The following is a 25,605-nucleotide window of genomic DNA, read 5'->3' on the forward strand; positions in this document are numbered from 1 at the left end:
TTAGATAACACGCTGATAAACAAGAGGACGGAATATGAACAAGAACGTAGCAGGAATTCTTAGCGCAGCGGCGGTACTGACGATGCTGGCAGGGTGTACGGCTTACGATCGCACCAAGGATCAGTTTACCCAGCCCGTGGTGAAAGACGTTAAAAAAGGGATGACCCGTTCGCAGGTGGCTGCGATCGCCGGTAAGCCTTCTTCTGAAGTGACCATGATTCACGCGCGCGGTACGTGTCAGACTTATATCCTGGGTCAACGTGATGGTAAGGCAGAAACCTACTTCGTCGCGCTGGATGATACCGGACATGTGATTAACTCCGGCTATCAGACCTGTGCTGAATACGACACCGATCCACAGGCACCTAAGGCGCAGTAACCCTGCTTGACTGGAGATGTTAACAAACCGGCCTCTGGGCCGGTTTTTTATGCATACGTTAATCTTATTTCTTTGCGCGAATTATTTGCCTGAAATGTGAAGGTAGTCAACAAGCCAGGTCAATGAGAGACAATTTAGGCCTGTTCAGAATTATCTCCCCTCTGTACCATTGCGTATACTCACTCCAACGATAAACAACAGTACACAATCTACCTGTCTGCCGGGACAGCGAGTCGAGTGATAGCGCGACGGCAGGTAGTCATACAAGAGGGAAATTATGATGGAAAAGAAACATATCTACCTGTTCTGCTCAGCGGGCATGTCAACCTCGCTCCTGGTGTCAAAGATGCGCGCGCAGGCTGAAAAGTATGAAGTCCCCGTGGTGATTGAAGCGTTTCCGGAGACGCTGGCGGGCGAAAAAGGCCAGAAAGCCGATGTTGTATTACTGGGGCCGCAAATTGCCTATATGTTGCCCGAAATTCAACGGCTGTTACCGAATAAACCGGTCGAAGTCATCGACTCGGGGCTGTACGGCAAGATTGATGGTTTAGGTGTACTTAAAGCTGCTGTGGCAGCAATTAAAAAAGCTGCTAATTAATTTTTATTTTTCCCGTCAAAGAGTTATTTCACACACAATTACGCCGTAACATGCGTTACGGCATTTAAGGGTATTTTCCTATGAGTAAAGTCATCGCTTCACTTGAAAAGGTACTCCTTCCTTTTGCTGTTAAAATAGGAAAGCAGCCTCACGTTAATGCCATCAAAAACGGTTTTATTAAATTAATGCCGTTGACGCTGGCCGGGGCCATGTTCGTTTTAATAAACAACGTTTTTCTGAGCTTTGGTGAAGGTTCCTTCTTTTATTCATTAGGAATTCGGTTAGACGCTTCCACTATTGAAACCCTTAACGGTTTTAAAGCCATCGGCGGCAACGTATATAACGGTACGTTGGGTATTATGTCGCTGATGGCGCCTTTCTTTATCGGGATGGCGCTGGCTGAAGAGCGGAAAGTGGATCCGCTGGCCGCCGGGTTATTATCCGTTGCCGCGTTTATGACCGTCACCCCTTACAGCGTGGGTGAAGCCTACGCGGTTGGCGCTAACTGGCTGGGCGGAGCCAACATTATCTCCGGTATTGTTATCGGCCTGGTGGTGGCAGAAATGTTCACCTTTATTATTCGTCGCAACTGGGTTATCCGCCTGCCGGATAGCGTGCCGGCTTCCGTTTCTCGTTCATTTTCCGCGTTGATCCCAGGCTTCATTATTCTCTCCATCATGGGGATTATCGCCTGGGCGCTCTCTCACTGGGGCACGAACTTCCACCAGATCATCATGGACTCTATCTCTACGCCGCTGGCGTCGATGGGTGGCGTGGTCGGTTGGGCGTATGTGATTTTCACCTCTCTGCTGTGGTTCTTCGGCGTGCACGGTTCACTGGCACTGGCCGCGCTGGACAGCGGAATTATGACCCCGTGGGCACTGGAAAACGTTGCGCTTTACCAGCAGTATGGCTCCGTTGACGCGGCGCTGGCAGCAGGTAAAACCTTCCATGTGTGGGCGAAGCCGATGCTTGACTCCTATATCTTCCTGGGTGGTACCGGGGCGACCCTGGGTCTGATCATCGCGGTCTTTATTGTCTCTCGTCGCGCTGACTATCGTCAGGTGGCGAAACTGGCCCTGCCATCAGGCATCTTCCAGATTAACGAGCCGATTCTGTTTGGTCTGCCAATCATCATGAACCCGGTAATGTTTATCCCGTTCATCCTGGTGCAGCCGCTGCTGGCAGCGATCACCCTGACGGCCTATTACATGGGTATTATTCCACCGATCACCAACATTGCACCGTGGACCATGCCGGCAGGTCTGGGCGCGTTCTTTAACACCAACGGTAGCGTCGCGGCCTTCCTGCTGGCGATATTCAACCTCGGGATTGCCACCCTGCTGTATATGCCGTTCGTGGCGATTGCGAACAAAGCCGCCACCATCATTGATGAAGAAGAGAGCGAAGAGGAAATTGCCCTCTCACTGAAATTCTAAGATTGACCGGCGCGGGGAAGCCCGCGCCAGCCACAAGGAGCTTAAACATGTTAGATTTGGATAGTATCGTCGCAGATGAAGCCGCAGAGAACGATCTCGAAGAAGTGGTGATGGGCCTCATCATCAACTCCGGGCAGGCGCGCAGCCTGGCGTATGCCGCATTGAAGCAGGCCAAGCAGGGCGATTTTGCCGCCGCGAAAACCATGATGGAGCAGTCCCGCACGGCGCTGAACGAAGCGCACCTGGTGCAGACAAAGCTGATTGAAAGTGACCAGGGCGAAGGGAAGATGAAGGTCAGCCTGGTGCTGGTACACGCCCAGGATCACCTGATGACGTCCATGCTGGCGCGTGAGCTGGTGGCGGAGTTGATTGAGCTTCACGAGAAAATGCACTAAGTCGGATTGAGCAGCAGGAGGTCAGCACGATGGAAATCAAAACCGCATTTGAACAGCAACTGTTTAATGGCAAAAATTTTCACGTGGTTATCTACAACAAGACGGAGAGCGCCAGCGGTCTGCACCAGCATGACTACTACGAGTTCACGATTGTTCTGACCGGCCGCTACTACCAGGAGATCAACGGTAAGCGCGTCCTGCTGGAGCGAGGGGATTTTGTCTTCCTGCCGATGGGTTCCTATCACCAGAGCTTTTACGAATTTGGCGCGACCCGCATTCTGAACGTGGGCGTCAGCAGACGCTTCTTTGAGAAGCACTATCTGCCGCTGGTGCCGTTCTGCTTTGTGGCATCTCAGGTTTATCGCGTGAAAAACGAGTTCATGACCTGGATTGAAACGGTCATCGCCTCGCTTAACTTCCGCGACAATGAATTTGATGAATTTATTGAAACGGTGACCTTCTACGTGATGAACCGGTTGCGGCATCATCGTGAAGAGCAGCAGGTGACGGATGATGTTCCACAGTGGCTGCGCAGCACCGTGGAACTGATGCACGATAAAGGCCAGTTCAGCGAAAATGCGCTGGAAAATATGGTATCCCTCTCGGGGAAATCCCAGGAATATCTGACCCGCGCGACGCAGCGTTATTATCGTAAAACGCCGGTGCAAATTATTAATGAAATCCGCATTAACTTTGCCAAAAAACAGCTGGAGATTACCAACTATTCTGTCACCGATATTGCGTATGAGTCAGGATACAGCAGTCCCAGCCTGTTTATTAAAACGTTTAAGAAATTGACCTCATTCACACCGAACAGCTACCGGAAGAATTTAACGGTAATTAATTAACTTTCGGCGGGTTACCCGCCATAAATATTGCTTTAATGGCTTGCCCAAATAGCGGGAAGAGTACGCTATACCTTGCAGGCGATTAACCTGATACGCTAAGGGAGATATTATGCAAAAGAAATTAAAAGTCGTAACCATTGGTGGCGGCAGCAGCTATACCCCGGAATTACTTGAAGGCTTTTTAAAACGCTATCACGAATTACCGGTCAGCGAATTATGGCTGGTGGACGTTGAGGAAGGTCAGGAGAAGCTGGATATTATTTTCGACCTGTGCAAGCGCATGGTTGAGAAAGCGGGCGTGCCTATGACCGTGCATAAATCCCTCGATCGTCGCCTGGCGCTGAAAGACGCGGATTTCGTCACCACCCAGCTGCGCGTCGGCCAACTGAAAGCGCGCGAACTGGACGAGCGTATTCCGCTGAGCCACGGTTATCTTGGGCAGGAGACCAACGGCGCGGGCGGCCTGTTCAAAGGACTGCGTACCATTCCGGTGATTTTCGACATCGTCAAGGATGTGCAAGAGATCTGCCCGAACGCGTGGGTGATTAACTTCACTAACCCGGCCGGAATGGTGACCGAGGCGGTTTATCGTCATACCAATTTCAAACGCTTTATCGGCGTCTGTAATATCCCGATCGGCATGAAGATGTTTATCCGCGACGTGCTGGAGCTGACCGACAGTGACGATCTCTCAATCGATCTGTTCGGCCTGAACCACATGGTGTTCATTAAAGACGTCATCGTGAACGGAAAATCGCGCTTTGCCGAACTGCTGGACGGCGTGGCTTCCGGTCGCCTGACCGCGGCCTCCGTGAAGAACATCTTTGACCTCCCGTTCAGCGAAGGGCTGATCCGCTCGCTGAATCTGCTGCCGTGCTCGTACCTGCTTTACTACTTCAAGCAGAAAGAGATGCTGGCGATCGAAATGGGCGAGTACTATAAGGGCGGCGCGCGTGCGCAGATCGTTCAGAAAGTTGAGAAGCAGCTGTTCGATTTGTATAAAGATCCGAACCTGGACGTCAAACCGAAAGCGCTGGAGCAGCGCGGCGGGGCCTATTACTCCGATGCGGCGTGTGAAGTGATCAACGCCATCTACAACGACAAGCAGGCGGAGCACTATGTGAACGTGCCGCATCATGGCCATATCGACAATATCCCGGCGGACTGGGCCGTCGAGATGACCTGCATTCTGGGGCGCGAGGGGGCCAAACCGCATCCACGCATCACCCACTTTGATGACAAGGTCATGGGCCTGATCCACACCATTAAAGGCTTTGAAGTGGCAGCGAGCAACGCGGCGCTGAGCGGTGAGCTCAATGACGTGCTTCTGGCGCTGAACCTCAGCCCGCTGGTGCATTCTGACCGCGATGCGGAGCAGCTGGCCAGCGAGATGATCCTGGCGCATGAAAAATGGTTGCCGAACTTTGCCGCCACGATTGAGAAGCTGAAGTTCAAACAACACTGAGAGGACGCACAATGGAAAACCTGCTGATCGTTAATGCTGATGATTTTGGCCTCTCTAAAGGCCAGAACTACGGCATTATTGAAGCCTGTCGCCGCGGGGTAGTGACCTCTACAACGGCACTGGTGAACGGTGAAGCGGTTGAGCACGCGGCGCAGCTGAGCCGCGAGGTGCCAGAGTTGGGCGTCGGCATGCATTTTGTGCTGACGCTTGGGATTCCGCTTTCGCCCATGCCGGGCCTGACGCGTGACGGCCTGCTGGGCAAATGGATTTGGGAACTGGCGGAGCAGGACGCTCTGCCGCTCGAAGAAATTACCCGTGAGCTGGACTGCCAGTACAACCGCTTTGTTGATCTGTTTGGCAAGGCGCCGACGCATATTGACAGCCACCATCATGTGCACATGATCCCGGCGATTTTCCCGATCGTTGCGGCGTTTGCCCAACGCAAAGGCGTGGCGATGCGCGTGGATCGCGAGGTGCAGGGCGTGCCGGACTGTGCCGTGACAACAACTGAGGGGTTCAGCAGCGCCTTTTACGGCGACGAGATCGACGAAGCGCTGTTCCTGAAGGTGCTGGAGGATTCCGCGGCAAGGGGAGAGCGGTCTCTGGAGGTCATGGCGCATCCTGCTTTTGTCGATAACACCGTGCGTAAGAGCGCCTACTGCTGGCCTCGCCTGGCGGAACTGGACGTGCTGACGTCGGCGTCGCTTAAGTATGCGATTGCCGAGCGTGGGTATCGTCTGGGGACGTTTAGGGATCTTTGAGAAATTTCCCCTCACCCTAACCCTCTCCCCAAAGGGGCGAGGGAACTGGGCGGTGCTGTCCGTAATGTAAGCGCAGGTCTGCATTTCACCCTCTCCCTTTCAGGGAGAGGGCCGGGGTGAGGGTATTCTTTACGCCGGTATCTGGTCAATCTTACTGCTGCGCGACCAGACGCGGTGCGCGGCGAGCAAATCAAACAACTTCGTCATAAACGCATCGTCAACGTTATCGCCCTCGACAATGCCGTCCTCGCCCTGCTCGGCAACCTTCAGCTGCGCCTTAAACTGACGCGCGTCGCCGGACAGCGCGATCGGTTTCAGGTGCTTATAGGCTTCAAGCAGATAATAGACGGCGTCACCGTTGTTCAGCAGGCTGTCAATGTCCCCACACGGCACAATCACCGCATCGACGGTCAGCGACGGCGCGCCGGCAAATGTCGCCGCCACCGGCAGCACGGAGCCGTCATCGGCCGTCACTTCACCCATGCGGGAAAAGAGCAGTTTCGCGTTCACGCCCTGGGTTTTCAGCGCCTGCATAATTCCCAGCACGTCGCTGGCGCGGGTTTTGTCGTTCAGCAGGATGGCAACCACGCGGCCTTTAATCGAGCCTCCCGGCACCGCATACAGGCTCAGCGACGGATCTTTCTTCACGCCGTTCACCTCTTTCGGTGGAGCAAGGTTGCGCTGTACGTCCGTAAGCGTAATTCCAAGGTTATCCGCCACGCTCTGGGCAAGCTGAATATCAATATGCGCCAGCTGGTCGACCACGCGCTCGCGGATGTAGGTGCGCACCACTTTGCTCAGTTCGAAGCTGAAGCCGCCGATGATGTGCTGTTGCTCAATCGGCGTCTGGCTGTTCCAGAACAGGCGCGGGTGGGCGTAATACTCACCGAAAGAGGGGCTGCGCTCGCGAATTTTGTTGCCGTCGATACGCTCCTGATACGATTCGAATCCGCCGCGTTTTGGCCCCGGCGGGGTTTCTCGCGGCCAGTTGTCGTTGATGGAGTTCGGCTCATAGTTTGCCGGGTTGGTATCAATATCCTGACGGTGCATCCCGTCGCGCTGGAAGTTATGGTACGGACAGGTTGGGCGGTTAATCGGGATCTCGTGGAAGTTCGGCCCGCCAAGACGGCTAATCTGCGTATCGGTATACGAGAACAGGCGTCCCTGTAAGAGCGGATCGTTGGTGAAGTCCAGTCCGGGAACGATGTGGCCCGGGTGGAACGCGGCCTGCTCGTTTTCGGCAAAGAAATTATCCGGGTTGCGGTTGAGCACCATTTTCCCCACCAGCTGAACCGGCACCAGCTCCTCAGGAATGAGTTTTGTCGGGTCAAGCAGGTCGAAATCGAACTTAAATTCGTCCTCTTCCGGAATAAGCTGCAGGCCCAGCTCGTACTCCGGGAAGTCGCCCGCTTCAATGGATTCCCACAGTTCGCGGCGATGGAAGTCCGGGTCGCGTCCGGTGAGCTTCTGCGCCTCATCCCACACCAGCGAGGCTTTGCCCGCTACCGGCTTCCAGTGGAAGCGGACAAACGTAGCTTTTCCTTCCGCGTTGATCATGCGGAAGGTATGAATACCGAACCCTTCCATCGTGCGATAGCTGCGCGGGATACCACGGTCAGACATCGCCCACATTACGTTATGTAAGGTTTCAGGCTGCAGGGAGACATAGTCCCAGAAGGTATCGTGCGCACTTTGTCCCTGGGGTATGGCCCAGTGGGGCTCCGGTTTTACCGCATGGACAAAGTCAGGAAATTTATGCGCATCCTGAATGAAAAACACCGGGGTGTTATTGCCTACCAGATCGAAAATACCCTCTTCAGTATAAAACTTGGTGGCAAAGCCGCGGATATCACGCACCGTGTCTGCCGAACCTGCGCCTCCCTGCACGGTGGAAAATCGCACAAACACTGGGGTAATTTTATCCGGGTCGGAGAGGAAATCCGCTTTGGTAATGTCTTTCAGGCTCTTATAGGGTTGGAAATACCCGTGCGCAGCCGAGCCGCGCGCGTGAACGATGCGTTCCGGTATGCGCTCGTGGTCAAAGTGGGTAATTTTTTCCCGCAGGATGAAATCTTCCAGCAGGGTCGGCCCGCGCGCGCCTGCGCGAAGGGAGTTTTGATCGTCAGCAATCCGCACGCCCTGATTGGTGGTGAGCGCAAAACCTTCGCCGCCTTTACGGTGCGGCTCAAGCGATTTCAGCTTCTCGTTTCCGGTGTCCGGCGATTTCATGCTTCCCGGCGCGGTTGGTTGTTCGCCAGGGGCTGATGGGCCAGGCGAGGGGCGGTGAGAGCCGTCAGCAGGGGCGAGAGAGTCCATACCCGGTTGAGATTCTTCAGTGCCATGAATCGGTGATTGATGTGATTTATCTTTGTTCGACATTGCACGCTTCTCCTTTATCCATTGCTAAAAACCCTATTAAGGATAGAACAATGTCGTGAGATGGCTCGCTAACTAAGAGTTTTCACATGACGTTATTAACGAAAGGAGCCATCTCACCCACTCGGAGCGCGACGTAAGGCAGCAGGATCGGCTATCATAGAATTTTCCTGCTTCAAGAATTTGCTTTAGTGAATCCGTCGCTTATGAAACCTCTTCGTCAACAAAACCGCCAGGTTATTAGCTATGTGCCCCGCGTTGAGCCCGCGCCGCCTGACCATGCCCTGAAAGTGGATGGTTTTCGTGATGTCTGGCTGCTTCGCGGTAAATATGTGGCTTTTGTCCTGATTGGGGAACATTTCCGCCGGTCGCCGGCGTTTTCCGTGCCGGAGTCAGCCCAGCGATGGGCGACGCAAATCCGCCAGGATGAAGAGGTTGAAGAATAACAGCCATAAAAAAACCGCCATCAGGCGGTTTTTTTATTTCTATCGAGATTAACGGTGCGCCAGCTCGGCGTCGTCTTCACTTTCCAGAATGGCTTTGTCGGTCTGCTTCAGCCACTGGCTGGTCAGCGTACCGGCAGTCATGGAGCCGCTCACGTTCAGCGCGGTACGACCCATGTCGATCAGCGGTTCAACGGAGATCAGCAGGGCGACCAGCGTCACGGGCAGGCCCAGCGCGGGCAGCACAATCAGCGCGGCGAAGGTTGCACCGCCGCCGACACCTGCAACGCCTGCGGAGCTGATGGTAACAATCCCGACCAGCGTGGCGATCCAGACCGGATCCAGCGGGTTGATGCCCACGGTCGGGGCAACCATCACCGCCAGCATCGCCGGATAGAGCCCCGCACAGCCGTTCTGACCGATGGTAGCACCAAAGGAGGCAGAGAAGCTGGCGATAGATTCCGGCACGCCAAGGCGACGGGTCTGCGCTTCAACGTTCAGCGGAATAGACGCTGCGCTGGAACGGCTGGTGAAGGCAAAGGTCAGTACCGGCCATACTTTGCGGAAGTATTTCAGCGGGCTGACGCCGTTCACGCCCAGCAGGATACCGTGCACCACGAACATAATGCCCAGACCCAGATAAGAGGCGATGACGAAGCTGCCCAGCTTAATGATGTCCTGCAGGTTAGAGCCGGCTACCACTTTGGTCATCAGCGCCAGAACGCCGTATGGCGTCAGCTGCATGACCAGACGGACCAGCTTCATCACCCAGCTTTGCAGGGTATCAATAGCGGTCAGCACGCGTTCGCCTTTCGGCGCATCGTCCTTCAGCAGCTTAAGCGCCGCCACGCCCAGGAACGCCGCGAAGATCACCACGCTGATGATAGAGGTTGGGCTTGCACCGGTCAGGTCAGCAAACGGGTTCTTCGGTATGAAGGAGAGCACCATCTGCGGAACCGTCAGGTCAGCCACTTTACCCACGTAGTTGGTTTGAATTGCGGTCAGGCGCGCCGTTTCAGCGGTACCCTGAACCAGACCTTCGGCAGTCAGGCCAAACAGGTTGGTGACCAACACCCCCACCAGCGCGGCAATCAGCGTGGTAAACAGCAGCGTACCAATGGTCAGAAAGCTGATTTTACCCAGCTGGGTTGCGTTGTGCAGGCGGGCAACGGCGCTCAGAATAGAGGCGAACACCAGCGGCATAACGATCATCTGCAGCAGCTGGACGTAGCCGTTACCGACAATGTTGAACCACTGAATGGACTCTTTCAGTACCGGGCTATCGGAGCCGTAGACGGCGTGTAGGGCCAAACCAAACGCCACACCCATGACCAGACCGACCAGCACTTTTTTCGCCAGGCTCCACTGTTTGTGGCGCGCCTGTGCGAGAAGCAATAGCAATACGACGAACACGACTATGTTCGCGATGAGTGGAAAATTCATCCCCGTTCTCCTGATTTATTATGTGGGATCGGTTTTTCCCGATCCTGTTGGCGGAAGGTTAGCAGAAGTGTGAAGTGGCGCTTATATCCAAATGGAATGGTTTATGACAAATGGAATGATTTTGTTGGATTACTGTTCAATCTGGTGATGAATAAAACGATTGAACTGAAATTGCAGCGAATTGATCATCTGGGAAGACCAGCGCACTGCACTGTTTTCGGGCAGGGTTTGCGGCATCCAGACGGCGTAGGCGAACAGCGCCATGCACAGCACGCGCTCAAGCTGGTTCCCTTTCTGCGGCGCAAGGATCGGAAAACGGAAGCGCCAGCGGCAGGGCCACAGCAGCGGCACGCCCGCGGGCGTCAGCATATCGGCGAGGATATGGCTTAAATAACCCAGCACCATGCCCTGAATGGCATCGCCCGGCACTATCCAGCTTTCAGGGACTTTTAAATAGAAAAGCGTTAGCAGGCCAAATACGGCCAGCAGGCTATGGGTAAACCCGCGGTGACCGAATGCGCGGGCGATGGGCTTCGACACCCACTTCAGGCGCTGTCCGAGGAAGGATTTCGGGTGGTCAATATCGGGCAGCAGGCAGGTTAAAACGGCGGAAGGGACAATATGCCACCAGTCTCCCTGTGCAAGCACGGGAGTAAGTTCTGCGTTTTTGGCAAATACTGCGCACGCAATTGAAAAAAGCAGGTGGCCTTCCGCCGTCATGATAAAACCCACGAAACTGTCAATTTATACAGTATAGGGTTTTTATACAGTGGGCGAAAGAGGTGACGGTGTAACTGTTTGTCACAAACGCGCGTCAGCGCGCCAGCCAGCCGCCGTCGACGGCTAAGGTGTGACCATTCACGTAATCCGAGGCGGAGGAGGCTAAAAAGACGACCGGTCCCTGAAGGTCATCCGGTACTCCCCAGCGACCTGCCGGGATGCGGTCAAGGATCTCCGCATTACGCTGTTCGTCGGCGCGCAGCTGCTGGGTATTGTTCGTCGCCATGTAGCCCGGCGCGATGGCATTCACGTTGATACCGTGTACCGCCCACTCATTTGCCAGCAGGCGCGTGATCCCCAGTACGCCGCTTTTCGAGGCGGTATACGACGGCACGCGAATGCCTCCCTGGAACGAGAGCATAGAGGCGATATTGATAATTTTTCCGCCGTGGCCCTGGGCGATAAATTGTTTAGCAACCGCCTGTGAGAGGAAAAAGAGCGACTTGAGATTCAGGTTCATGACGTCATCCCAGTCTTTTTCGCTGAACGTCAGAGCCTCCTCCCGGCGAATCGTCCCGGCATTGTTCACCAGAATATCAATTCGTCCCATCTCCGCCACGGCGGTGTCCACGACGTGCTGAAGATTTTCCTGCTGGCTCAGATCGGCCCGAATAGCCACAAAACGTCTTCCCAGGGCGGTGACGGAGTTGGCCGTTTTCTCCGGATCTTTGCGATTTACCCCAACGATATCGCAACCTGCCTGCGCCAGCGCAATAGCCATGCCTTGCCCCAGCCCGGTATCGCACCCGGTGATGAGGGCCACTTTGCCTGAAAGAGTAAAGGTGTCCAGTATCATACGCGCCTCAGAAGACTGATTATCGCCGTGCTGACGTTAAAGATAGGAGGCAGAAATGAGAAAAGCAAACAAAAATGAAACGATGTTTTGTTTTTCATCAGGCAGCATGACGCTGCCTGTAAGAGGGGCGCTATTCGCCGCGCAGGTGTTGTACCGTCAGTTCAGCCAGCGAATTCAGCTTGACGTCGGCAAGAGCATACCGGGGATCGTGGCGGTTTTCTTCATCGGGAACCACAATGGAGCGCATACGCGCGGCTTTGGAGGCCACCATGCCGTTAACGGAATCTTCCAGCGCGACGCAGGTCAGCGGATCAAGACCCAGCTTCGCCGCGCAGTCCATATAGACCTGCGGATGCGGCTTGCTGTAGGGCAGTTTTTCCGCAGACGCCAGGGCGTCAAAACTGTCGCGCAGCTCAAACATGATCAGCACTTTTTCCAGCATATGCAGCGGTGAAGCAGAAGCCAGGCCAACCTTCAGCCCCTGAGACTTGCACAGCGCGACAGCCTCACGTACGCCCGGCAAGAGCGGCTTGTTCTCCTCCACCAGCGCGATGGCGCGGCTGATAATGCGCGAGGTGACTTCGTCGCGATCGGGTCCAACCCACGGCTGTTGGGCGTACCACAGGTCAACGACCATATCAATGCGCAGGCCCAGCGTGTCGGGAAGTTCATTACGGCGGCTGATATCAACGCCCAGGCTGGCCATCACGTCCAGCTCGGCGCGATCCCACAACGGCTCGGAATCAATCAGTAATCCATCCATGTCAAAAATAGCGGCAAGTATCTGGCGCGGTGTCGACATCACAACGTCTCCTTATCCAGGTGTTCGACAGACGATAAGTGCTAAGCACACTCTGCAATTTAGCATATTGCTTTTAAAGAGCGGGCGAAATTGATGACCAGCAGGTAGACTTAGGCTCAAATCACGCGTCTTTATGAAGAGGAACTGATGACGTATCAACAAGCTGGACGCATTGCTGTCTTAAAACGTATTGCAGGCTGGGTGATTTTTATTCCCGCCGTCATTTCTACGCTGATATCCGTGCTGAAGTTTATGTACGATCACAGCGAAAAACAGCCGGGCATAAATGCGGTAATGCTTGATTTTGCGCATGTCATGATTGAGATGGTGCGGTTTAACACCCCGTTCCTGAACGTCTTCTGGTTCAACTCGCCAACGCCGGATTTTCACCAGCAGCTGAATGTTGGGTTCTGGATTATCTATGCGCTGATTTTTATTGCGATGGCGCTGCAGGCATCGGGCGCACGCATGAGCCGCCAGACCCGTTTTTTGCGCGAAGGGGTGGAAGATCAGCTTATCCTTGAGAAGGCGAAAGGTCCTGAAGGAATGAGCCGGGAGCAGATTGAATCCCGCATAGTGGTGCCTCGTCACACCATTTTCCTGCAAATTTTCCCGCTCTATATCCTGCCGGTTATCATCATCGTGGCGGGATATTTCTTCTTCTCACTGCTCGGTTTTCTGTAACGAATAAGGGTGGCGGCAAGGCCACCCGCTTTGTCTTTAAGCCGCAAGCACGCGTTCAAGCGCGCGCTGGGCGTTGACCAGATGTTGCCCGCCAAAAAGAATGGCTCGGTTCATCAGCGTATAGAGCTGGTACACGGGCTGGCGCTCAAGGAAGTCCGGCGGCAGGGGGGAGACAGACTGATAGCCATCGTATATTTGCGGCGGTTGTTCGGGATGCAGGGGCAACATGGCCAGATCGCACTCTCTGTCGCCCCAGTAGCAGGCCGGGTCGAAGATATACGGGCCGTTGGGGCCCAGCGCGCAGTTATCGGACCATAAATCGCCGTGCAGTAAGGACGCCTGAGGCTGGTGGGAGGCCAGGCGCTGCTGCACATGCTCGACGATGGCGTCAATGTTGCCAAATTCCAGCCCTTTCTCGGCGGCCAGTTCAAGCTGCCATCCGATGCGCTGCTCGGCAAAGAACGTCGACCAGCGGCGCTGCCAGGCATTGGGCTGCGGCGTCGTGGAAAGGTCGTTGTCAAAGTCGAGACCAAACTGGGGCTGGTCGCTCCACTGGTGCAGGCGCGCTAGCTGTTGCCCGAGAATAAAGGCATTATGGGCGTCCAGCGGGCGGGCAGGGAGATAGTCCATCACCAGAAAGCTGTAGTCCCGGTCACTGCCCACGGCCAGCACCTCAGGTACCGCCACCGTTTTGCTGCGGGACAACAGTTCAAGCTGATCGGCTTCAGCGGTAAAGATCGGGAGCAGCTCTCGCTCGTCGCATTTAACGAACAGATCGCGTCCTGCGTAGCGTACATGCCACGCGGCGTGAATTTCCCCGCCCGGCAGCTCGTTACGCAGTTCAATTTCACCTTCACCCATTTGCTCATGTAAAAGATGACTGATAGCCTGCCACATGTTGACTCTCCCATGTTGTCTGCCAGATCATAAAGTTAGCGCATAACTGCGGTAAAAAAATACGAACTAACGCACACCTGAGCGGTTTAATTTCATGCAGGGCACTTATTGTTCTTTTTTCTGCCAGCGTTCCCACGTCTCCACGGTGATGTCGGCAGGCTTGTCGGTCACGCTTTCCACCAGGCTGGCGGCCAGGGCATGCACCTCTTCTTCACTCAGGGCTGCGATCAGCCCAAACGCCAGGGTGCCTAAATCATGAATATGACCTTCGTCATCCGTTAGCGTGAGCAGGAAGTTCGCCCGTGTAAAGGCGTTGTTGAGCTCATTAAGCTCGGTAAGCGATGCTTCATGAAGGCCGATGGTCACGACGTAGCGGGTGATATCACCACTGCTCATAATTCACCTCGTTGTTATCCTGAAAGTTTTTTTAGCATAGTCGATACGCCATATTTGGCGACTTCGACGTGTGTCCCCCTCCGTCAGGAGGGGGAATATTGGTTAGCTTCGTGACAGGTAATCGACGATTTTCTGCGTATCGGCAAGCGAACACAGGCGCGTTCCCTGATTGATGGTGGCGGCACTCCCCGCCGCGACGCCATAGCGCGTCATCTCCAGAAGTGAGGCGCCCTGCGCCAGCTTCAGCGCCATCGCGCCGACCATACTGTCGCCTGCGCCGACGGTGCTCTGGCTCTTCATTGGGGGCGGCACAACCTGCACAAAGCCCGTCTTGTCGACGGCCAGCGCACCCTGAGGACCCAGAGAGACGACAACGCGGTGCGCTTTGCCGCTGCGAACCAGTTCTTCTGCGGCAGTACGCACGTCATCCGGCTGGCTAAGTTCGCGATTAACAAGCGCACTCAGCTCTTTCTGGTTAGGCTTAACGAGCTCAAGCTGTCCGGGTTCTAATGCCGCCTGCAGGGCTTCGCCTGAACTGTCGACAATGCAGCGGATGCCGCGCTGAAGTACGGCATCAACCAGCGCTGTCAGCTTTTCTGTTTTGACGCCCGGCGGCAGGCTACCGCTGATGACCAGCAGCGATCCGCTTTCAATGGTCAGCACCTTCTCTTCGAGTTGACGAAACTCATCATCGCTCAGCCTGGCGCCCGGCATAACGAAACGATACTGTTCACCGCTGGACTCAACGTGGACATGCAGGTTCTGCCGGGTCCAGTCTTTGGCGTCTACAGTATCCACGGCAACCTGTTCATCGGCCAGCAGGGCAACAAGATGCTCCCCCGTGGCGCCGCCGGCCGGGAAAATGGCGGTCGCTTTACCGCCGAGGTGAGTAATCGCGCGCGCAACGTTGATCCCGCCACCGCCCGGCTCAAACACGGGTGCGCTACAGCGTAGTTTACCTTCGGGGTAAATTTGCGGCGTTATGGTCGCGGAGTCGAGGGAAGGGGAGAGCGTCAGCGTATAAATAGAAGCCATCATAACCTCCTTTTAGCATGGGTTCTTTTAAGCCTGGCACCGATCGGCAGGAAGGCAATGTAAATAACAGTATGATTTTAAAAATGAATGCTGACATAAATGCGATGAGGGATATATAAAATAAAACGCGTTTTGAGATCGTTCTTATTCAAAAAATGAAATAAGAAAATATTGCTATGTTATTTGCGCCTTTTTATAATTTGTTACCTTTCTCTGGACGCCTTGTCATTGATCCTCAAGAAAGTTTCCGAGACCGTGGTGGTCTCTTTTTTTGTTGTACGGACTCCTTAAATAAAATGAAGCTTTTGAAGACAGTACCCGCAGCACTGATGCTGGCGGGTGGCGTTTTTGCATCACTGAATGCAGCCGCCGATGACACCGTTTTTACTGTCATGGACGATCCCTCCACTGCCAAAAAACCGTTTGAAGGTAACCTGAACGCCGGGTATCTCGCGCAATCGGGTAACACGAAAAGCTCTTCTCTGACGGCGGACAGCACCCTGACCTGGTACGGCAATACCACTGCATGGTCGCTGTGGGGAAATGCCAGCAACACGTCCGCTAACGATGAACGCTCATCCGAGAAATACGCGGTAGGTGGACGTAGCCGTTACAACATGACCGACTATGACTACATCTTTGGTCAGGCAAGTTGGTTAACCGACCGCTTCAACGGCTATCGCCAGCGCGATGTATTCACCGCCGGTTATGGTCGTCAGTTCCTGAATGGTCCGGTACACAGCCTCCGTTTCGAATTCGGTCCTGGTGTCCGCTATGACGAGTACACCAATGGCGAAAATGAAACCCAGCCGCTGGGCTATGCTTCCGGCACGTATGCCTGGCAGATGACCGACAACACTAAATTTACGCAGGGTGTTTCTGTGTTTGGTGCCGAGGATACGACGCTGAACTCTGAAAGCGCGTTGAACGTGGCTATCAATGAACACTTCGGTTTGAAATTGGCCTACAACGTGACCTGGAACTCTTCACCGCCAGAAACGGCACCGGATCATACCGATCGCAGAACCACGATTTCGCTGGGCTATAAAATGTAATCATAGCGGGCCGATGTTAGTGTCGGCCCGTTTTCATTATTATGATTAACCCGCGCCAATAAATTCTCATCACGCGCAACGGCATTAATTTTTATTTGGACTGCTAATATGTCTACTTAGCCCCAAATCATTGCCGCCCACCGAAATAACAGCATTGCGCCGCAGATGGCAACCAGCACCAGCACCATTTTCCAGTGTTTTACGGCAAATCGTTTTGTTGGCATAACCTAATCCTTGTTCGTTGATACGCATAGTCTATCAAACGGGGCCAAAAGATGCGCCTTCCCGGGATCGATCGGGTTATGCCAACGAGGGTTCGGCTCAGAACCAGTGGAATCGTTCGGCGAGAATCAACAATAAACCTGTTGCGGAAAGGACGTTCAAAATCACAACCGTTCTACTGGATACATTCATGGTATGCACCTGTTGATATAAAAGGCATGTTCAAGAGTAGCCCAGCATGTCTGAAATGCGAGCGCCGGAGAGATGCAATCTGCAAATTCACGCTAAGTGCCAGCCCATCAATCTGGCTGCAGAGGGTGCAATCTCCTTGCTGATAGTGTTAACATTACGTCGCTTGCCGTAAATCCGCATTAATCTGAATTCGGCAGGTGCATGATCACGAACCAATTTGACGATTGTTGGTCAGATGGTGTCGTAATCTATTGTCAAATCACGATTATTTTCTTTGTATATGCTCTTATGTGTGGGGCATCACTGCAAATAAGGATATAAAATGCCTGTAATTACTCTTCCTGATGGCAGCCAACGCCATTTCGACCACGCTGTTAGCCCTATGGATGTCGCCCTGGACATCGGTCCTGGCCTCGCGAAAGCGACTATCGCCGGCCGTGTTAACGGTGAGCTGGTTGATGCGTCCGATCTGATTGAAAACGATGCGACGCTTGCGATCATCACCGCGAAAGACGAAGAAGGTCTGGAGATCATTCGTCACTCCTGCGCGCACCTGTTGGGTCATGCTATCAAGCAGCTGTGGCCAAACACCAAAATGGCGATCGGTCCGGTTATCGACAACGGTTTCTACTACGACGTTGATCTTGACCACACCCTGACCCAGGAAGATATCGACGCGCTCGAAAAACGTATGCACGAGCTCGCCGAAACCAACTATGACGTCATCAAGAAGAAAGTCAGCTGGCACGAAGCGCGTGAAACCTTCGTCAAGCGTGGCGAGAGCTATAAAGTCTCTATTCTCGATGAAAACATTGCTCATGATGACAAGCCTGGCTTGTATCATCACGAAGAATACGTCGACATGTGCCGTGGACCGCACGTGCCGAACATGCGCTTCTGTCATCATTTCAAACTGATGAAGATCGCCGGCGCCTACTGGCGTGGCGACAGCAACAACAAGATGTTGCAGCGTATCTATGGTACCGCGTGGGCTGATAAGAAAGCCCTGAACGCGTACCTGCAGCGCCTGGAAGAGGCCGCGAAGCGTGACCACCGTAAAATCGGTAAGCAGCTCGACCTGTACCACATGCAGGAAGAAGCGCCGGGTATGGTGTTCTGGCATAACGATGGCTGGACCATCTTCCGTGAACTGGAAACGTTCGTACGCTCCAAGCTGAAAGAGTACCAGTATCAGGAAGTGAAAGGCCCGTTCATGATGGACCGTGTGCTGTGGGAAAAAACCGGCCACTGGGACAACTACAAAGATGCGATGTTCACCACCTCGTCTGAGAACCGTGAATACTGCATCAAGCCAATGAACTGCCCGGGCCACGTTCAGATCTTCAACCAGGGTCTGAAATCCTACCGCGACCTGCCGCTGCGTATGGCGGAGTTCGGTAGCTGCCATCGTAACGAGCCATCAGGTGCGCTGCACGGTCTGATGCGCGTTCGTGGCTTTACTCAGGATGATGCGCATATCTTCTGTACTGAAGATCAGGTTCGTGACGAAGTTAACGCCTGTATTCGTATGGTCTACGATATGTACAGCACCTTTGGCTTCGAGAAGATCGTAGTCAAACTCTCAACGCGTCCGGAAAAACGTATCGGTAGCGATGAGACCTGGGATCGCGCAGAAGCGGATCTCGCCGTAGCGCTGGAAGAGAACGGTATTCCGTTCGAATACCAGCTGGGTGAGGGCGCGTTCTACGGTCCGAAAATTGAATTTACCCTGTATGACTGCCTCGATCGCGCATGGCAGTGCGGTACTGTACAGCTGGACTTCTCCCTGCCGCAGCGTTTAAGCGCCTCTTATGTTGGCGAAGACAACGAGCGTCAGGTGCCGGTCATGATTCACCGTGCCATTCTCGGTTCTCTGGAGCGCTTCATCGGCATCCTGACCGAAGAGTTCGCGGGCTTCTTCCCAACCTGGCTTGCGCCAGTGCAGGTCGTGGTGATGAACATTACCGATTCTCAGGCGGATTACGTTAAAGAATTGACGCAGAAACTACAAAATGCGGGCATTCGCGTAAAAGCAGACTTGAGAAATGAGAAGATTGGCTTTAAAATCCGCGAGCACACTTTACGTCGTGTCCCGTATATGTTGGTCTGTGGTGATAAAGAGGTGGAAGCAGGCAAAGTTGCCGTTCGCACCCGCCGTGGTAAAGACCTGGGCAGCTTGGACGTAAGTGAAGTGATTGAGAAGCTGCAACAAGAGATTCGCAGCCGCAGTCTTCAACAACTGGAGGAATAAGGTATTAAAGGCGGAAAACGAGTTCAAACGGCACGTCCGAATCGTATCAATGGCGAGATTCGCGCCCAGGAAGTTCGCTTAACAGGTCTGGAAGGCGAGCAGCTGGGGATTGTGAGTCTGAGAGAAGCGATCGAAAAGGCTGAAGAAGCTGGAGTAGATTTAGTTGAAATCAGCCCTAACGCCGAACCGCCAGTTTGTCGTATCATGGACTACGGCAAGTTCCTTTATGAAAAGAGTAAGTCTTCTAAGGAACAGAAGAAGAAGCAAAAAGTTATCCAGGTTAAGGAAATCAAATTCCGTCCTGGTACCGACGATGGCGATTATCAGGTAAAACTCCGCAGCCTGATTCGCTTTCTGGAAGATGGCGATAAGGCCAAGATCACGCTGCGTTTCCGCGGTCGTGAGATGGCCCACCAACAGATTGGTATGGAAGTGCTTAACCGCGTCCGTGACGATCTGAGTGAACTGGCAGTAGTCGAATCCTTCCCTACGAAGATCGAAGGCCGCCAGATGATCATGGTGCTCGCTCCTAAGAAGAAACAGTAAGGCCTTCAAGTAGCAAAATCTGTGGAGCCTTCGGGTTTCATAGGTTTTGTTCGCCTATGTTTCGTTTATTTAACAATGCGAAGTGGAAGTTATTAAGATGCCAAAAATTAAGACCGTACGCGGTGCTGCTAAGCGCTTCAAAAAAACCGGTGGTGGTGGATTTAAGCGTAAGCACGCAAACCTGCGTCATATTCTGACCAAAAAATCTACTAAGCGTAAACGTCACCTGCGTCCAAAAGGCCTTGTTTCTAAAGGCGATCTGGGTCTGGTTATCGCGTGCCTGCCGTACGCATAAGCCGTTAACGTTTAATTTTTTACTAAGAATATAGATACAGGAGAGCACATATGGCTCGCGTAAAACGTGGTGTAATTGCACGTGCACGTCACAAGAAAATTTTGAAACAAGCTAAAGGCTACTACGGTGCGCGTTCACGCGTATACCGCGTTGCCTTCCAGGCTGTTATCAAAGCAGGTCAGTACGCTTACCGTGACCGTCGTCAGCGTAAGCGTCAGTTCCGTCAACTGTGGATTGCGCGTATCAACGCAGCAGCACGTCAGAACGGTATTTCTTACAGCAAATTCATCAACGGCCTGAAAAAAGCCTCTGTTGAAATCGACCGTAAGATCCTGGCTGACATCGCAGTATTCGACAAAGTAGCGTTCACCGCTCTGGTCGAAAAAGCGAAAGCAGCACTGGCATAAGCCAGTTGAGAGAGGGAGCTTTGCTCCCTCTTTTGTTTTAACGTCATCAGAACATTGACTTTTACCCGTGCAGGCTTTTCAATAAGGTCTTAACGGTTTTTACCAGACAAGGTAACGCAAGCATGAATGCTGCTATTTTCCGCTTCTTCTTTTACTTTAGCACCTGACTCCAGGAGGCTAGCGCGTGAAAGATGAAACGAAAAACAGCGCCAGATAAGCCTCCCGATGGAGGCTTTTTTTGTGCCTGAATTTGAGAGAATAACTCCACCAAATCGGTGTCTGCACCGACATAATGAGGAAAATCATGTCACATCTCGCAGAGCTGGTTGCCAGTGCAACAGCCGCCATTAATCAGGCCTCAGATGTTGCCGCGTTAGACAATGTCCGCGTCGAATATCTTGGGAAGAAAGGGCACCTGACCCTTCAAATGACAACCCTGCGTGAACTGCCGCCAGAAGAACGCCCGGCAGCGGGTGCGGTGATTAACGAAGCCAAAGAGCAGGTTCAGCAGGCGCTGAACGCACGTAAGGCCGAGCTGGAGAGCGCGGTACTGAATGCGCGTCTGGCCGCAGAAACCATCGACGTTTCTCTGCCGGGTCGCCGTATCGAAAACGGCGGTCTGCATCCGGTTACCCGTACTATCGATCGTATTGAAAGTTTCTTCGGTGAGCTCGGCTTTACCGTGGCGACTGGCCCGGAAATCGAAGATGATTACCACAACTTCGACGCCCTGAACATTCCTGGCCATCATCCGGCACGCGCTGACCACGACACTTTCTGGTTTGACGCGACGCGTCTGCTGCGTACCCAGACCTCTGGCGTTCAGATCCGTACCATGAAGGAACAGGAACCGCCAATCCGCATCATCGCGCCGGGCCGCGTCTATCGTAACGACTACGATCAGACCCACACCCCAATGTTCCACCAGATGGAAGGGCTGATTGTTGATAAAAACATCAGCTTCACCAACCTGAAGGGCACGCTGCACGATTTCCTGAACAACTTCTTTGAGGAAGATTTGCAGGTTCGTTTCCGCCCGTCCTACTTCCCGTTCACTGAACCGTCTGCGGAAGTTGACGTGATGGGTAAAAACGGCAAATGGCTGGAAGTGCTGGGCTGCGGCATGGTGCATCCAAACGTACTGCGCAACGTGGGTATCGATCCGGAAGTTTACTCCGGCTTTGCGTTCGGCATGGGCATGGAGCGTCTGACCATGCTGCGCTACGGCGTGACCGACTTACGTGCATTCTTCGAAAACGATCTGCGTTTCCTCAAACAGTTTAAATAAGGGCAGGACAGAACAATGAAATTCAGTGAACTGTGGTTACGCGAGTGGGTGAACACCACGCTGGACAGCGAAGCGCTTTCCAACCAGATCACCATGGCGGGCCTGGAAGTTGACGGCGTTGAGCCGGTTTCAGGTGCCTTCAACGGCGTCGTGGTGGGTGAAGTGGTCGAGTGCGGCCAGCACCCTAATGCTGACAAACTGCGCGTGACAAAAGTGAACGTTGGCGGTGACCGCCTGCTGGACATCGTCTGCGGTGCGCCAAACTGCCGTCAGGGCCTGAAGGTGGCCGTGGCGACCGTCGGTGCCGTGCTGCCGGGTGATTTCAAAATTAAAGCGGCCAAGCTGCGCGGCGAGCCGTCTGAAGGCATGCTGTGCTCCTTCTCCGAGCTGGGTATTTCCGACGATCACAACGGCATCATTGAGCTGCCGCTGGATGCGCCAGTCGGCACCGATATCCGTGAATACCTGACGCTCGATGACAACACCATCGAAATCAGCGTTACGCCAAACCGTGCGGACTGCTTAGGCATTATCGGCGTGGCCCGCGACGTGGCCGTGCTGAACCAGACCGAACTCAACGCGCCGGAGATTGTGCCGGTTGAAGCGACCATCAGCGACGTGCTGCCGATTCAGGTTGACGCTGCAGACGCCTGCCCGCGCTACCTCGGTCGCGTGGTAAAAGGCATTAACGTTAAAGCGCCAACCCCGCTGTGGATGAAAGAGAAGCTGCGCCGCTGCGGTATCCGCTCAATCGACGCCGTGGTTGATGTGACCAACTACGTTCTGCTGGAGCTGGGCCAGCCGATGCACGCGTTCGATAAAGATCGTATCGATGGCGGCATCGTTGTGCGCATGGCGAAAGAGGGGGAAACCCTGGTGCTGCTGGACGGCACTGAAGCCAAACTGAACGCCGACACTCTGGTGATTGCTGACCACGGCAAAGCGCTGGCGATGGGCGGTATCTTTGGCGGCGAACACTCTGGCGTCAACGACGAAACGCAAAACGTCCTGCTGGAATGTGCGTTCTTCAGCCCGCTCTCCATCACCGGCCGCGCGCGCCGTCACGGCCTGCACACCGACGCGTCTCACCGCTACGAGCGCGGCGTTGACCCGGCGCTGCAGTACAAAGCGATGGAGCGTGCAACCCGCCTGCTGATCGACATCTGCGGCGGCGAAGCGGGCCCGGTTATCGACGTCACCAACGAAGCGACCCTGCCGAAGCGTGCCACCATCACCCTGCGCCGCAGCAAGCTGGATCGCCTGATTGGCCACCACGTTCCGGATGCGCAGGTGACCGACATCCTGACGCGCCTGGGCTGCGAAGTGACCGAAGGCCAGGACGAGTGGAAAGCCGTTGCGCCATCCTGGCGTTTCGACATGGAGATCGAAGAAGATCTGGTGGAAGAAGTGGCCCGCGTCTACGGCTACAACAACATCCCTGACGAGCCAGTGCAGGCGGGTCTGGTTATGGGCACCCACCGTGAAGCCGACCTGTCCCTGAAGCGTGTGAAAACCATGCTGAACGACAAAGGCTACCAGGAAGTGATCACTTACAGCTTCGTTGATCCTAAGCTGCAGCAGCTGATCCACCCGGGTCAGGAAGCGCTGATCCTGCCAAGCCCAATCTCCAGCGAAATGTCCGCGATGCGTCTCTCCCTGTGGACGGGCCTGCTGGGGACTATCGTTTACAACCAGAACCGTCAGCAAAACCGCGTGCGCATTTTCGAAAGCGGTTTGCGCTTTGTGCCGGATAATCAGGCAAATTTAGGCATCCGTCAGGATCTCATGCTGGCTGGCGCCATCAGCGGTAACCGCTACGAAGAGCACTGGGACCTGGCAAAAGGCACGGTTGATTTCTACGATATGAAGGGCGATCTGGAAGCGATTCTGGATCTGACCGGTAAATTATCTGAAATTGAATTCCGCGCGGAAGCGATTCCTGCGCTTCATCCAGGCCAGAGCGCGGCGATTTATTTAGACGGCAAACGCGTTGGTTTCATTGGGGTTGTTCACCCTGAGCTGGAGCGTAAGCTGGACCTGAACGGCCGTACCATCGTGTTCGAGCTGGAGTGGAGCCCGGTTGCAGACCGCGTCATTCCTCAGGCGCAGGACGTCTCCCGCTTCCCGGCGAACCGCCGTGATATCGCGGTTGTGGTCGCTGAAAACGTGCCTGCAGCAGATATTTTGGCCGAATGTAAGAAAGTTGGCGTAAATCAGGTAGTTGGCGTAAACTTATTTGACGTGTACCGCGGCAAGGGCGTAGCAGAAGGTTTCAAGAGCCTCGCTATCAGCCTTATCCTTCAGGATACCAGCCGTACACTCGAAGAAGAGGAGATTGCCGCTACCGTCGCCAAATGTGTAGAGGCATTAAAAGAGCGATTCCAGGCATCATTGAGGGATTGAACCTATGGCGCTTACAAAAGCTGAAATGTCAGAATATCTGTTTGATAAGCTTGGGCTTAGCAAACGGGATGCCAAAGAGCTGGTAGAGCTGTTTTTCGAAGAGATCCGTCGTGCTCTGGAAAATGGTGAGCAGGTAAAACTCTCCGGTTTTGGCAATTTTGATTTGCGAGACAAAAACCAACGTCCGGGCCGTAACCCGAAGACGGGGGAAGATATTCCCATTACAGCCCGCCGCGTGGTGACCTTCAGACCCGGCCAGAAGTTAAAGAGCCGCGTCGAAAACGCAACGCCTAAAGCAGAGTAATATGAACTAACCAAAAAGGCCGCCCACGCGGCCTTTTTTCTTTGCGCTCTCCGGCAAACCCGCCGTAAAATCAATTACATCACTCGCTAACAAACCGTACACATGCTTGATTATGCTCATCGCCAGCACCGTTCCGACCGGCGTCGCCTGCTTCTGCTGGTGCTGCTGCTTATTCTTGCCGCGGGTATCAGCCTCTGCGCGGGCGACAGCTGGATCGGGCCTGAACGCTGGCTGGGGCCTGACGGGCAGCTCTTCGTCTGGCAAATTCGCCTGCCGCGCACCGTTGCGGTGATCCTGGTCGGCGCCGCGCTGGCGCTGTCTGGCACCATTATGCAGGCGCTGTTCGAAAACCCGCTGGCGGAGCCCGGCCTGCTCGGAGTGTCGAACGGTGCAGGCGTCGGGCTGATTGCGGCGGTGATGCTGGGCGGGGGAGAACTCTCCGGCTGGAGTATTAGCCTGAGCGCCATTCTTGGCGCACTGCTGATCACCGTCATTCTTCTTCGCTTCGCCAGACGGCACCTGTCGACCAGCCGGCTGCTGCTTGCCGGCGTTGCGCTGGGGATCATCTGTAGCGCGCTGATGACCTGGGCAGTCTACTTCTCGACCTCCTTTGACCTGCGCCAGCTCATGTACTGGATGATGGGCGGCTTTGGCGGCGTTGACTGGCAGCAGGGCTGGCTAATGGCGCTGCTGGTGCCGGTCATCGCGTGGGCTGCGCTGCAGGCCCAGCCGCTGAATCGGCTCGCGCTGGGGGAAATCTCTGCCCGCCAGCTCGGCATGCCGATTGGTTTCTGGCGTAACGTACTGGTCATTGCCATTGGCTGGCTGGTGGGCGTCAGCGTGGCCCTGGCGGGGGCGATTGGCTTTATCGGGCTGGTCATTCCGCACATGCTGCGTCTGTGCGGCTTCACGGATCATCGAACCTTGCTTCCGGCCTCGGCGGTTGCCGGGGCTGCCACGCTGCTGGTGGCCGATATCATCGCCCGTCTCGCCCTGACGGCCGCAGAATTGCCTGTTGGCGTGGTGACCGCTACGCTGGGCGCGCCAGTCTTTATCTGGCTAATATTAAAAGCTGGACGTTAAATCGATAACCTGAGGAAATGCT

The 25,605-nt window shown here is 54.4% G+C and carries 29 protein-coding genes and 1 other annotated feature; of the genes, 19 read left to right on the forward strand and 10 right to left on the reverse strand.

Features of this window, described 5'->3' with window-relative positions; genetic code table 11:
- The first annotated feature begins 34 nt into the window (after positions 1-34).
- The 7 genes from osmE to chbG all read left to right on the forward strand — a co-directional run bounded on the left by osmE (position 35) and on the right by chbG (position 5,885).
- Positions 35-379 (forward strand): osmotically-inducible lipoprotein OsmE, encoded by a 345-nt coding sequence (gene osmE, locus USG84_RS03520; RefSeq protein ID WP_003857836.1) that lies wholly within the window; start codon positions 35-37, stop codon positions 377-379.
- A gap of 280 nt (positions 380-659) precedes the next feature.
- On the forward strand, positions 660-977 hold the full coding sequence (gene chbB / locus USG84_RS03525) for a PTS N,N'-diacetylchitobiose transporter subunit IIB (RefSeq protein ID WP_014883474.1): 318 nt from the start codon (positions 660-662) through the stop codon (positions 975-977).
- An 80-nt stretch (positions 978-1,057) separates the two neighbouring features.
- Entirely contained in the window at positions 1,058-2,416 is a 1,359-nt protein-coding gene (chbC, locus tag USG84_RS03530) for a PTS N,N'-diacetylchitobiose transporter subunit IIC (RefSeq protein WP_028012799.1), read from the forward strand.
- 47 nt (positions 2,417-2,463) lie between these two features.
- Positions 2,464-2,811, forward strand: a complete 348-nt coding sequence (gene chbA, locus USG84_RS03535) for a PTS N,N'-diacetylchitobiose transporter subunit IIA (RefSeq protein WP_028012800.1) — start codon at positions 2,464-2,466, stop codon at positions 2,809-2,811.
- A 5-nt stretch (positions 2,812-2,816) separates the two neighbouring features.
- Complete coding sequence (chbR, locus tag USG84_RS03540; RefSeq protein ID WP_028012801.1) at positions 2,817-3,659, forward strand: transcriptional regulator ChbR; 843 nt, start codon at positions 2,817-2,819, stop codon at positions 3,657-3,659.
- Between the two features lie 109 nt (positions 3,660-3,768).
- Positions 3,769-5,124, forward strand: coding sequence for a 6-phospho-beta-glucosidase (locus tag USG84_RS03545; RefSeq protein ID WP_061098501.1), 1,356 nt, complete (start codon positions 3,769-3,771; stop codon positions 5,122-5,124).
- Positions 5,125-5,135: 11 nt separating this feature from the next.
- Positions 5,136-5,885 (forward strand): chitin disaccharide deacetylase, encoded by a 750-nt coding sequence (gene chbG / locus USG84_RS03550; protein WP_151413216.1) that lies wholly within the window; start codon positions 5,136-5,138, stop codon positions 5,883-5,885.
- 129 nt (positions 5,886-6,014) lie between these two features.
- On the opposite strand, the gene katE is transcribed toward chbG, so the two are convergent.
- Complete coding sequence (gene katE / locus USG84_RS03555; RefSeq protein WP_320738164.1) at positions 6,015-8,264, reverse strand: catalase HPII; 2,250 nt, start codon at positions 8,262-8,264, stop codon at positions 6,015-6,017.
- 188 nt (positions 8,265-8,452) lie between these two features.
- Between katE and cedA the strand changes: the two genes are divergently transcribed.
- A complete protein-coding gene (gene cedA / locus USG84_RS03560; protein WP_151413218.1) occupies positions 8,453-8,707 on the forward strand; it encodes a cell division activator CedA in 255 nt (84 codons plus the stop codon).
- Positions 8,708-8,755: 48 nt separating this feature from the next.
- Here cedA and USG84_RS03565 read toward each other — a convergent pair whose 3' ends face one another.
- The 4 genes from USG84_RS03565 to hxpB form a co-directional block, all read right to left on the reverse strand.
- The gene (locus USG84_RS03565; RefSeq protein ID WP_151413219.1) at positions 8,756-10,147 is read right to left on the reverse strand and encodes an L-cystine transporter; all 1,392 of its coding nucleotides are present in this window, start codon (positions 10,145-10,147) and stop codon (positions 8,756-8,758) included.
- A 129-nt stretch (positions 10,148-10,276) separates the two neighbouring features.
- The gene (locus tag USG84_RS03570; protein WP_032644865.1) at positions 10,277-10,867 is read right to left on the reverse strand and encodes a metal-dependent hydrolase; all 591 of its coding nucleotides are present in this window, start codon (positions 10,865-10,867) and stop codon (positions 10,277-10,279) included.
- 94 nt (positions 10,868-10,961) lie between these two features.
- Positions 10,962-11,723: a 2-dehydro-3-deoxy-D-gluconate 5-dehydrogenase KduD gene (gene kduD, locus USG84_RS03575; protein ID WP_151413220.1), complete on the reverse strand. Its 762-nt coding sequence runs from the start codon at positions 11,721-11,723 to the stop codon at positions 10,962-10,964.
- Positions 11,724-11,853: 130 nt separating this feature from the next.
- Positions 11,854-12,525 carry a hexitol phosphatase HxpB gene (gene hxpB / locus USG84_RS03580; RefSeq protein ID WP_061098497.1) on the reverse strand — a complete coding sequence of 224 codons (672 nt, stop codon included), beginning with the start codon at positions 12,523-12,525 and terminating at the stop codon, positions 11,854-11,856.
- Positions 12,526-12,672: 147 nt separating this feature from the next.
- Between hxpB and USG84_RS03585 the strand changes: the two genes are divergently transcribed.
- Positions 12,673-13,209: a YniB family protein gene (locus tag USG84_RS03585; RefSeq protein WP_045261585.1), complete on the forward strand. Its 537-nt coding sequence runs from the start codon at positions 12,673-12,675 to the stop codon at positions 13,207-13,209.
- 36 nt (positions 13,210-13,245) lie between these two features.
- On the opposite strand, the gene USG84_RS03590 is transcribed toward USG84_RS03585, so the two are convergent.
- The 3 genes from USG84_RS03590 to pfkB form a co-directional block, all read right to left on the reverse strand.
- On the reverse strand, positions 13,246-14,106 hold the full coding sequence (locus USG84_RS03590; RefSeq protein WP_061098496.1) for a fructosamine kinase family protein: 861 nt from the start codon (positions 14,104-14,106) through the stop codon (positions 13,246-13,248).
- A gap of 105 nt (positions 14,107-14,211) precedes the next feature.
- Positions 14,212-14,502 carry a type V toxin-antitoxin system endoribonuclease antitoxin GhoS gene (ghoS, locus tag USG84_RS03595; protein WP_151413221.1) on the reverse strand — a complete coding sequence of 97 codons (291 nt, stop codon included), beginning with the start codon at positions 14,500-14,502 and terminating at the stop codon, positions 14,212-14,214.
- A 102-nt stretch (positions 14,503-14,604) separates the two neighbouring features.
- Positions 14,605-15,537 carry a 6-phosphofructokinase II gene (gene pfkB / locus USG84_RS03600; RefSeq protein WP_041910452.1) on the reverse strand — a complete coding sequence of 311 codons (933 nt, stop codon included), beginning with the start codon at positions 15,535-15,537 and terminating at the stop codon, positions 14,605-14,607.
- A gap of 296 nt (positions 15,538-15,833) precedes the next feature.
- Between pfkB and USG84_RS03605 the strand changes: the two genes are divergently transcribed.
- Positions 15,834-16,592 carry a YdiY family protein gene (locus tag USG84_RS03605; RefSeq protein ID WP_028012813.1) on the forward strand — a complete coding sequence of 253 codons (759 nt, stop codon included), beginning with the start codon at positions 15,834-15,836 and terminating at the stop codon, positions 16,590-16,592.
- Positions 16,593-16,708: 116 nt separating this feature from the next.
- Here USG84_RS03605 and yniD read toward each other — a convergent pair whose 3' ends face one another.
- Positions 16,709-16,816: a small membrane protein YniD gene (yniD, locus tag USG84_RS03610; protein WP_088205299.1), complete on the reverse strand. Its 108-nt coding sequence runs from the start codon at positions 16,814-16,816 to the stop codon at positions 16,709-16,711.
- A gap of 97 nt (positions 16,817-16,913) precedes the next feature.
- On the reverse strand, positions 16,914-17,006 hold the full coding sequence (gene yncL, locus USG84_RS03615) for a stress response membrane protein YncL (protein ID WP_071886547.1): 93 nt from the start codon (positions 17,004-17,006) through the stop codon (positions 16,914-16,916).
- Between the two features lie 322 nt (positions 17,007-17,328).
- Between yncL and thrS the strand changes: the two genes are divergently transcribed.
- From thrS to btuC, 9 genes are all read left to right on the forward strand, one after another.
- Positions 17,329-19,257, forward strand: coding sequence for a threonine--tRNA ligase (gene thrS / locus USG84_RS03620; RefSeq protein WP_028012814.1), 1,929 nt, complete (start codon positions 17,329-17,331; stop codon positions 19,255-19,257).
- A 3-nt stretch (positions 19,258-19,260) separates the two neighbouring features.
- Complete coding sequence (gene infC, locus USG84_RS03625; RefSeq protein WP_023616141.1) at positions 19,261-19,803, forward strand: translation initiation factor IF-3; 543 nt, start codon at positions 19,261-19,263, stop codon at positions 19,801-19,803.
- A gap of 97 nt (positions 19,804-19,900) precedes the next feature.
- On the forward strand, positions 19,901-20,098 hold the full coding sequence (gene rpmI / locus USG84_RS03630) for a 50S ribosomal protein L35 (protein WP_003030583.1): 198 nt from the start codon (positions 19,901-19,903) through the stop codon (positions 20,096-20,098).
- Positions 20,099-20,148: 50 nt separating this feature from the next.
- Positions 20,149-20,505: a 50S ribosomal protein L20 gene (rplT, locus tag USG84_RS03635; RefSeq protein ID WP_000124850.1), complete on the forward strand. Its 357-nt coding sequence runs from the start codon at positions 20,149-20,151 to the stop codon at positions 20,503-20,505.
- A 117-nt stretch (positions 20,506-20,622) separates the two neighbouring features.
- Positions 20,623-20,747, forward strand: a sequence feature (Phe leader region).
- Positions 20,628-20,672 (forward strand): pheST operon leader peptide PheM, encoded by a 45-nt coding sequence (gene pheM, locus USG84_RS03640; protein ID WP_001386830.1) that lies wholly within the window; start codon positions 20,628-20,630, stop codon positions 20,670-20,672. It overlaps the preceding feature by 45 nt.
- Before the next feature lie 62 nt (positions 20,748-20,809).
- Positions 20,810-21,793 carry a phenylalanine--tRNA ligase subunit alpha gene (gene pheS, locus USG84_RS03645; protein ID WP_020884406.1) on the forward strand — a complete coding sequence of 328 codons (984 nt, stop codon included), beginning with the start codon at positions 20,810-20,812 and terminating at the stop codon, positions 21,791-21,793.
- 15 nt (positions 21,794-21,808) lie between these two features.
- Positions 21,809-24,196: a phenylalanine--tRNA ligase subunit beta gene (gene pheT / locus USG84_RS03650; protein WP_061098492.1), complete on the forward strand. Its 2,388-nt coding sequence runs from the start codon at positions 21,809-21,811 to the stop codon at positions 24,194-24,196.
- A 4-nt stretch (positions 24,197-24,200) separates the two neighbouring features.
- Positions 24,201-24,500, forward strand: coding sequence for an integration host factor subunit alpha (ihfA, locus tag USG84_RS03655; protein WP_003857805.1), 300 nt, complete (start codon positions 24,201-24,203; stop codon positions 24,498-24,500).
- Positions 24,501-24,602: 102 nt separating this feature from the next.
- On the forward strand, positions 24,603-25,583 hold the full coding sequence (gene btuC / locus USG84_RS03660) for a vitamin B12 ABC transporter permease BtuC (RefSeq protein WP_151413223.1): 981 nt from the start codon (positions 24,603-24,605) through the stop codon (positions 25,581-25,583).
- Positions 25,584-25,605 lie beyond the last annotated feature (22 nt).

It is taken from the genome of Enterobacter sp. 168J2, from assembly GCF_034107265.1.
GTDB lineage: Bacteria > Pseudomonadota > Gammaproteobacteria > Enterobacterales > Enterobacteriaceae > Enterobacter > Enterobacter nematophilus.